The sequence below is a fragment of the Shewanella sp. MF05956 genome, assembly GCF_059758055.1.
Genome location: NZ_JCAYNV010000035.1, coordinates 1 through 9,099 on the forward strand (window position 1 = coordinate 1; position 9,099 = coordinate 9,099).

4 protein-coding genes, 1 tRNA gene and 1 pseudogene are annotated in these 9,099 nt (G+C 38.4%); 1 reads left to right on the forward strand and 5 read right to left on the reverse strand.

Annotated elements, in window-relative coordinates:
* Positions 1–518: 518 nt before the first annotated feature.
* From AC19MX_RS20880 to AC19MX_RS20895, 4 genes are all read right to left on the reverse strand, one after another.
* Positions 519–1,202, reverse strand: a complete 684-nt coding sequence (locus AC19MX_RS20880; RefSeq protein ID WP_182745093.1) for a DUF6933 domain-containing protein — start codon at positions 1,200–1,202, stop codon at positions 519–521.
* A gap of 196 nt (positions 1,203–1,398) precedes the next feature.
* Positions 1,399–4,749, reverse strand: coding sequence for a site-specific integrase (locus AC19MX_RS20885; RefSeq protein WP_498299759.1), 3,351 nt, complete (start codon positions 4,747–4,749; stop codon positions 1,399–1,401).
* Positions 4,719–7,256 (reverse strand): hypothetical protein, encoded by a 2,538-nt coding sequence (locus tag AC19MX_RS20890; RefSeq protein ID WP_498299760.1) that lies wholly within the window; start codon positions 7,254–7,256, stop codon positions 4,719–4,721. The genes AC19MX_RS20885 and AC19MX_RS20890 overlap by 31 nt, the downstream gene beginning before the upstream one ends.
* The gene (locus AC19MX_RS20895) at positions 7,253–7,831 is read right to left on the reverse strand and encodes a hypothetical protein (RefSeq protein ID WP_463008402.1); all 579 of its coding nucleotides are present in this window, start codon (positions 7,829–7,831) and stop codon (positions 7,253–7,255) included. The genes AC19MX_RS20890 and AC19MX_RS20895 overlap by 4 nt, the downstream gene beginning before the upstream one ends.
* A gap of 289 nt (positions 7,832–8,120) precedes the next feature.
* Between AC19MX_RS20895 and AC19MX_RS20900 the strand changes: the two genes are divergently transcribed.
* Positions 8,121–8,197 (forward strand) — tRNA-Val (locus AC19MX_RS20900).
* A 388-nt stretch (positions 8,198–8,585) separates the two neighbouring features.
* On the opposite strand, the pseudogene AC19MX_RS20905 reads toward AC19MX_RS20900, so the two are convergent.
* A pseudogene (locus tag AC19MX_RS20905) lies at positions 8,586–9,099 on the reverse strand (ISAs1 family transposase); the annotation flags it as partial.

A 9,099-nucleotide genomic window follows, 5' to 3' on the forward strand; every position in this document is an offset into this window, starting at 1 on the left:
CGGCTTGCTTGAGGATAGCCAAGATTTGGCTGTCGCTAAATTTTGATGTTTTCATGCAGAATCTCCCTGCGTATATAGTACGAGAAAATTCTACTTTTGAAATCAGCTTTTTTTAGGGGGGATTACCAATTCAGCATCATTTAGAGGAAAACAGCTAGTGTAGATACAGAATAAAGTCTCATATTAACCGCTATTATTGTGTCTGAATCGAGCCACTGACCTGCACCCATATATCTAGTTCACAGATGGATCGAAAATAGTAAACTAATCACATAATGAAGCATTAGATAAATTGGGTCAAACACAGCTGAATACGAATGCTGTGAGTAATAACTCTAAGAAGGTTTGGGGCATAAATGTGCCAGCAGTATTCGAGTGGCACGCCTTTGCACATCAACGCGTTATTAAGCATGCTCAAACTTACTTGATCAATTACCTCTTTTAACTTGCTCAATTTGCAGAGAAGCTTTTAGGCGGGGAGTGTCAGCTGAGTCGCTACAAAAAGTTATTCTTACCCTCTATTGTCTGCGATGGCTTAACACGATGACATTACTCATATCCACTGGTTGAGGCTTTAATGCCCACTGTTGCCACTGGTTAACAAATTCTTCATTAGGGAAAAAGTGCTCCTTCTTGTGCTTACTATTACGAGGAAACTGACCTGAAAATAAGTTAAAGCCAAGTAGATCAACATCTTCAAGTAACATTCCATCTTCATAGCAGTGACGTTCAAGATGCCAATGAACGTCATTTAGGTGAGCTTGCACGCTACGGTCACTTCGAGGGTAGAAGGCACAGTCATTAACTTCTCTGTCATAATGGTCAACACAGTTCTCTACCTCGACCGTATCAACACCGCTTTCATTGGCTAGACTGTGAAAACACGCCTTTAGCATTGGCTCAAAGGTATTGAGAAACTGATAAATATCACCTTTCTTTCCTGCTAGTACTGTTATACAAAAACGACTTTGATAATCCATCGCCATTAAGTATCTTTTGCGTTTAATGGATACACAATGTAGTACCCACTGCCATTGAAATTCACCATTGTTGTCGGTATCAACACCGTTTGGAAAAACAGGCGTTTCAATCGACTCTGCGATGGTTTTATGTGGCGCAGGCTCTAGATCTGAAACCTTTTGGCCTTGACGTGTAACCGTAAAAAACTCTACTGCGGCTTTGGTGCAGTTAAAAACTAACATTTCGTATTACCTATTTTTGATAGTACATCACCATCGTCATGGTGTTCTATTTTTACTCGCATTATATGATCACTCATACTAAATATGAGGAATATTTTATGGTTTATCGCATTATAATAGTTTAGGCAATGAGGAAACTGAAAAATGTTAGGGAAAGCAGCACTGAATTGGAATGGGACATAAGTAAGCTAACACTTTATTTGTTCTCATAGCTCAAAATCAGTAGAAAATGTAAAAAGCTAAATATGCTTTGATCTCGTTGTGGCTGCTTATATGTATTGTTGACCAATGCGATTTCTAAAAATCCATTACCATCATGGTTACCTAAGTAGAGTCCTTGATCCTCTTTTGCAAATAAAAAGTTTTTAGGATTAAAACCAAAATCTGAGATTGTTTTTTTCCACCGAATTTCAATGTACTTTGACTCTTCAATAGTTAAATCGGCCCTGTAAAACGTGAATACTAAATGCCTACCCTTTAAGCCTAAAAGTTGACAAAAACGCATAAACATTCTTGATAATGTTGAGTCCGGACACCTCAACTCATAACCTTTACCTGGTACGGCGTATTTTAATATTTCCATGCTCAACCTCACGTTAGCTAAGGTTAACGGTTCAACCCCTATACTCTTGTCGAATTTGTCGCAAAGATACATAAATACTTTACTGGATTTAGCAACAGTTGCATCAGCTTTGGCAACATATTCGGCATTATGTAATCTTGGAAAGGCTGGGATCAATGGAAGTCGCTTACCTATGCGCGGGTAATGTTGATGTATTTGCTCAGCATTATTAAGTAGTTGCTGTAACTCTTCGAGTGGAATATTGTAATATTGAGAAGACTCGATAACCGAGCTGACTTTCAAGGCGTTCAGTGCACGAGCCCAAGTCATGCTGCTTATCTCAATATTTGGTTTTATTTCTTTGTCATACGTTGAAAATGTTGGCACCGATAAGGATGACGTTAATGGTGCAGGCTTTATTGCTAATTTCGCTTCTGTATCTCGAGTGTAATAGTTTAACCTTTCAGCCAAACTTAAGCCCGACTCTGGTTCTAGCCAAGATACTCGCCCAACACATTCTGAAGTAAAATACTTAGTTAACGTAAAGTAAGGCTTTAAGTCTAAGTAGTACAAAATATCTTTAAGGTGTAAATAGCTATTTAACGTTGATTGAACATCTTTATGCCCCATCAGATGAGCCAAGATGAACATTTTTTTACGGCTATTCATATTAAAGCGTAATCTGCTTTGTAACCGTTGTAGGTAATCATCATCGAATATTTGATGACCGAATATCGTTAGTTGTACACGCCCCTGCTTTATGGTTCTTGGATTTAAGCGGCACCAAGACCAATTAGCAAAACTATGACGAAGATGATGAATTCGTAAAGTGTAGTCTTGAGTAAAGTGACGGATTAAATCTGTTATTAACTCATAAGCCTGATTGACTCGAGTTGCATCGTCAAACAATAGCGCCTTTTTGTTTGCACCTGAGTGTTGCTGTATTTGATATCGCACCCGTAACTTTTCTATGGCTGTCTTTGGCCAAAGTGCATCTAGTGGTAACTCCCGTCGAGCAGAAGTCGTTTTGAGCGTGCGATGCTGATTGGGTCTAACCGAAAGCTGCACATAGTCAAATGCATCTTTGGCTGGCGTATTGACTGCAAATGAAAAGTCAGCCCAGGTTAATTTTGCAGCTTCATTCCTTCGCAAGCCGCTGTAAAAGCAAAAACATAACAAAAAATAAGCATATTGATAGACAAGACCATCATGAATATGATCTGTGAGATATTTCAATACTTCATCAATATGACTTGGTGAAATTAAATTCGCGTCAACTTCACTAGAACTACCAATAACATCGATATCGGATAGGCAGAGATCTCGAACTAAATTTGTTTCTATTAAAAACTGTGCAAAATAATACACATATTTTTTTCGTTGGGCTGAGGTAAAAACGTCAGAGGATTCATTCAGTTTATTAGCCCAATCCTCTCCCGATAATAACCCTATATCGCATGTACTAAATACGACGAGAAACGGATTGCTCAAGCTTTTGACATAATCAACTGCAGTGGCCAACTTTAATCGGCGCTTGTAGGTACCTCCATTTTTTAACAGTGAGAATAACCAAGAGCATAGCAGCCAGAGGTAAGGATTGGCGGTGACATCTAATGACTTAAGCTTTTTACTTAAAGTATCTAAACATGCTGATCTTGATGCTTCTTTGATTAAATCCGAATAAATGGCATCTAGTTGTTTTAATGTAGTATCAATAGCAATAAAACAATGGTTGTTGTTGGCCACATGCCTCAATTGTTTAAATTCGTTTGTGCATAAATCACTTACCCCTAACAAATGCGGCTCGAAATATATGCATGCTTTATCAGTTAAAATCCGCATAAAAGCATGATCTGGTAATGCTTGACTCATACTGGGTAAAAAATACATCTGATACTGTACTGGTCCTAACTGCAGAATATTATGAATTTTTCTCAGTGTACTTAATTTAAGCATTGATAGATCTGACCAATCAAATTCAGATGTCGTGTTTAAATACTTTACAATGCACCCTTGGATTTTTGAGACATTTTGTTTGACGTTAGCCCATTGTTGTAATGCCATTACCGCAACATCACTTAAAATGTATCGTGATTGAGCAGTTGTTATCTGCTGTTTTTGCCAATAACAAATTCCGCCGACGTAAAACACATCCTGTGGATGCTCAAGAATAGACATAAGCTCTTGAGTATCGCTTACGTTAACGGTTAAATATACCAACAGAGCAGAACGACCTAGTTTTTGGTTGTTAGATAGAGCTCTATTTGGGGTCATTAATTCTTTATCGAGTAGCGAGAAAAGCATATCAACAATTGGCAGCTGGACGAGCTCAACCGGCGATATAATGGGTTTATCTCGTTTAAGAGTAATAATCGACGGTATGTTAGGAGAATCAATACCATGATGCTTTTTGGCATAGTTGAGTATTGACTGCAAAATCAACAACTGCGTTTGCTTACTCAACACCGCTGGTTTAAGTTGCGCAATTAATGCCTCTAGCTCAGCAGGTAAAAATTTTGTTTCCGATAGGATGATTCGTTTTTTTAAATGCCCAAGTAAATTGTTATAAGATTGATAAAAATCCTCTTCAACTTTTCTTAAAGCATCTTCTTCAGCTTTATTTTGAGTATCATCTTCAGCTCTGCTTTGAGTATCATCTTCAGCTTTGCTTTGAGTATCATCTTCAGCTTTGCTTTGAGTATCATCTTCAGCTTTGCTTTGAGTATCATCTTCAGCTTTGCTTTGAGTATCATCTTCAGCTTTGCTTTGAGTATCATCTTCAGCTTTGCTTTGAGTATCCTCTTCAGCTTTGCTTTGAGTATCATCTTCAGCTTTGCTTTGAGTATCCTCTTCAGCTTTGCTTTGAGTATCGTCTTCAAATTCATCTTTTTTTACATATGCATCAAAAACCTCTCGATATAAAGGGTGAAATTTTCCACTTTCGTAGAGGTTTTTTATGAAATGACGGACTTTAATGATTTCCATCCGACCTCCTCAAATAACTCATCAAGCACAGGGACTATTTCATTGATGGCTTCAACATGACTTAAAGCTGAATAATCACCTAATGGCACTTCTCCAGCTTGCCAATGACCCATTTGGAAATTGATTAACTCAGGGCAAATGTTTTTCTTTAATAAGTGGGATTTTAACCAATGTCGTCCAGCATTAGTAGGCAGTTGTATTTCATTTTTACAATAGTTTACAAGCTCTGAGGGTGATAAGTTTGTCGCTACTACACTATTGCCTTGTCTATTTAAAAAAAAGAAAGGACCTTGTTCTTTACGTGAATTTCGGATGACTTTGTACCATTGTGTTGCCTGAGTATGATTAAAGCTCAACACGTGTTGCTGAACGTCAACTATGTTGTCAATCGTACTGCACATCTTTGGCAGTAACACGCGCAACAATGAACGTAAACACCCTAAGTGACGTTTATATTCGTTCAATTGAGATACTAAAATATTGGGCACTGCGACAATACGAGAATGACTAAAGTCAGAATCGTCTTTGTCACTTATCCCCATTAAATTTAATGACGGTAAAAATAAGGCAAATGTTGGTAACGGATTCCAAGCCGCTCTATAGCCCGTTCCAAATAGCAACATCCAAGCTGTATAAGCGGTAAATGCATTATGATATTCAATCATATCTAGCAATCGATGTTGAAAACCAGGTATAGACGCCGACACTCGCTTTGTTAACGAGTTAATTAAGGTTGCTATGGCATCATTTGTCGGTGTGAATGATGACCCCAAGAAGGGATTTGTTTGATCAAAATGTCGAAGCTCAAATAATGAAACCGGTAGTGGTTTGCCCGTGAACAGCTGAATATCTTGTTCAACATTTTGCCATAATTTAGAGAGTTGCTCGGTTCTAAAATGATCCCTGACATTCGCGTAACTTCTCGCAACACGAGTCGTGTACATATGCACTGCATAGCTATAGTCGATAAAAATAGGATCAATAACATCAGTTGAATTTAGATAATAACTAACAAAGTTAACCAAACGTCGGACACTTACGCGGCCTGAAGCATGTCGATCTGATAGCTTTTTTAGTTTTCGAACGACTGAACTCGTAATTCTTTTTGAATCTTTTTCATTAAGGATGGGGCCGGTTAACTGAGCTCCCCTATTTGAAACTATGAGCTTTTGTAAAAACTCGGGGCATGGCGTAAAAACCTCCTCTTTAACTTCTCTTAGCCCTTCGTTATCCAGCTTAGCTTTTGCTGAATGGCTTACATAGAAGAACCACCACCCTTGCCCAAGTTCATCAATATACAAGCCCTGCTGTTTTCTAGATAAATCTGTAAATACGACTAAGCTTTGTATTTCTTCTACAGATTTACTCAATAGCAACATTAGCCATATTACTATCGCCATTTCGCGGTTGGCTGGTCGATGCCCCATCAGGATTAATTTTTCAATGAGGAAGTTAAGCTCTTCAGGCATTAATAATTGTGTATTTTGTATGCCCATATTATGAGAGCGACGAACACTTGCGGTGACATCAATAGCAGTTCGGTTTTGTACGTGCTTATTGAAAGGAATAGCTGTGTCGAGTAGTTCTGTTTTATCACGTTTAGTATCTACGTCACGGTTATTAATGACAAATGTCTGAGCAGCATACTGGTCATCATCATTTAAACCTTCACTATTAGGTATTAAAGGTTCGTCAGGGAGCAATGCAAATATGTCATCATGGGCGCCGACAATCGGGATCGCAATGGGATCTGCATAACGTTTAGGTACTCGATCAATTGCAGGTCTTCTTCGAGTGATATGTTTTGCAGGTTTCCAATCATTGGAAAAGAAATGACAAAGTGTTCGAAGATAATTTTTATGTGGTAGATATGGCCATGTTTCTTTACTAGTAAGATATTGATCTAATTGGTGGGCAATGGCCGCTGGTGAATCACCTGTTGTATTGGGAATTGTCTCGCGTACAAAATTCAGTTCAGCAACATTGGTTCTCATGAAAAGCCTGAAATTAGAACAGGCATCTTCTTCCCTGGTTGAAGATTCCCTGGCTAAGTCTTTGTCTCTGAGGGTATCTAACACTGAGTAATAGTGCTTGATGAATGTAGCGAATAATTCGCATGATTTTATCGTCAGGTTGTATTCATAAGATTTAAGCAATACAACATAAAAGGGATATTCACTGCACCACCCTTTTTGATACTTGGTCCGATGATATTCATTGCTGATATAACGGTCCTCGATATCAAAACTATACTTGTGTAATGCATCAAAAATATAGGTTGCTAAATTTAACTCTTTCATTATCGATTGTGCTGAGTGAAAGGATATATTTCTAACACGGGCGATCAATCTAATAACTTGTTTAAGCCCTCCTAGTGATTCAGGGGCAAAAATACGATCAACAAAATCATCTAAATCTTCACTGACCTCATCTTTACCAATGTGCGGCTTTTTGAGTTCGCAATATCGACATATATGCTCTATTAAATGTTGCTTGATACTTGTCATTTTAATCTGACCGTTTTAGTGCTGACATGTAACCACTCACACAATTGTGTTTTGGTTTTTATCATTGGAAACAGCGACTGCCATTGTGGGGAGTTAAAAACTGATGGTTGTTCATCAGTGACAAACCATGCAGATAAAGATTGAGTGATTGAATCTCCTGTGACATTAACAAACTGTTTTAATAACGGCCTAACAATATCATTGAGCATTAATAAATGGAGTGTGTCTTTATTAGGGCGCCGAGGTAACACAATACAAGGTACTAGAGCTTTGGCATCACCAGCATATATTTTACATAGCTTTTGATAGGTCATTAATCCAGAAATTAAACGATAATAACCTGCCTCAGTTTTACTTGCTAACAAGGGTGCTTGGTATGAGTCGAGCAATATTGATGCGGGGGATTCGACGCTATCATCTGAGCTTGGTTTTAGAGTACTAAGAAGGTTAAACGATTCACAGAAGGTTTTAAGCGAACGCTCAAGTTGAATTTGATTAAATGAAACCATCTCGAGTTTAACGTCGACTAGCAACTTATCTAAACTCTTATTGAAATGCTCAGCATGTTCGTTCATCACTCCCCCTAAACGACAAAATAGTGGTCAATTTGGACATTTCTATATTGTGCCTAAATCGTGCCCAGTTCAAGCAAAAATGTTGTGAATATTCTCTTAAATTATCGAAAATGAGATGCCCGTTTATTTTGAAAACTCATATTAGTTAAGGGTGTAGGCGAAAGGTGTAGCGCTGAGGGGGTTTAAGAAATAATATTTTTAACGTCTTGACATGGTAGGGGTCGGTGGTTCGAGTCCACTCGGGTGTACCACTCTTTTCAAAGAGTCTAAACATTGAAGTTCAAACAATACACCCGTAGCTCAGCTGGTTAGAGCACTACCTTGACATGGTAGGGGTCGGTGGTTCGAGTCCACTCGGGTGTACCATTTCTCGCTTTAACCCCTCGTTTTAAAAGCCTTTTTCAATTACTAGATTCGCTAAATCAAAATATATCTGTGCCAAATCGAAATAAACTCGTGCCAACCAGTCATTTTCGTATCTAAAAATCATACAATTTATTTCTTGTTAAAATTAACCTTTTAAATAAGTAAAACTTTCAAAAATACGCAATAAATACCGAAAACGCGTTTTGTGCCCATTTCGTGCCAAACATGTTGGCACAAGTGTTTTTTGAACCTAAAAAGTATGACCACTATTTATGCTTAACCATAACCGATTGAGTGTTATTTTAAGACTTGTATTCGGTGCGCTAATAACAATGGCTATCTGTAACGAAAACCTAAAGCAGCAGGGCCACCGCATGAGTGTTTGATTTTTAACCGAACCACTAAATCCAGTCTTTAATACTGCTTCAAGCATCGATGGATTCATCATGCATCGCTTTTGTTTTCCAACAATGCTTATCTTCGTCGGCTCTGCACGTAACATATTCAAACTCATATGACGCAGGCATGACAGATTTTCCGCCCCATGAGCGTTGTATATTTGACATGCATCCTCACTCATACTGACATCAAGCACCCAGTGCATCGATTCGATGCCCCAATGTTCTCGAACGGCTATCGCTGCTTGTTCGGCACTTAACTCTTTAGAACTGATGTAATAACGATACTCAAGCTCGATTGGCTTTCCTTTCTCAAGGCGACAACTTTCAACCATAACGATATTTTTTAGCCCCTTCCACTTTGAAAAGTCACCGAGTAAGTTTTTACTATCAATAACATAGCACTGGCGACACTCAGTACGTCCGTGACCGTGTTCAATTATTGATTTGTCCGTATTGTTAGCTCGCTGAAATGCGAAGGCTTGTACTATCGCTTCGCGCAAT

Bases quoted from the DNA above. Each gene is read 5' to 3' on its own strand.
- AC19MX_RS20880 (WP_182745093.1), bottom strand. From the start codon at position 1,202: ATGTTAGTTTTTAACTGCACCAAAGCCGCAGTAGAGTTTTTTACGGTT.
- AC19MX_RS20885 (WP_498299759.1), bottom strand. From the start codon at position 4,749: ATGGAAATCATTAAAGTCCGTCATTTCATAAAAAACCTCTACGAAAGT.
- AC19MX_RS20890 (WP_498299760.1), bottom strand. From the start codon at position 7,256: ATGACAAGTATCAAGCAACATTTAATAGAGCATATATGTCGATATTGC.
- AC19MX_RS20895 (WP_463008402.1), bottom strand. From the start codon at position 7,831: ATGAACGAACATGCTGAGCATTTCAATAAGAGTTTAGATAAGTTGCTA.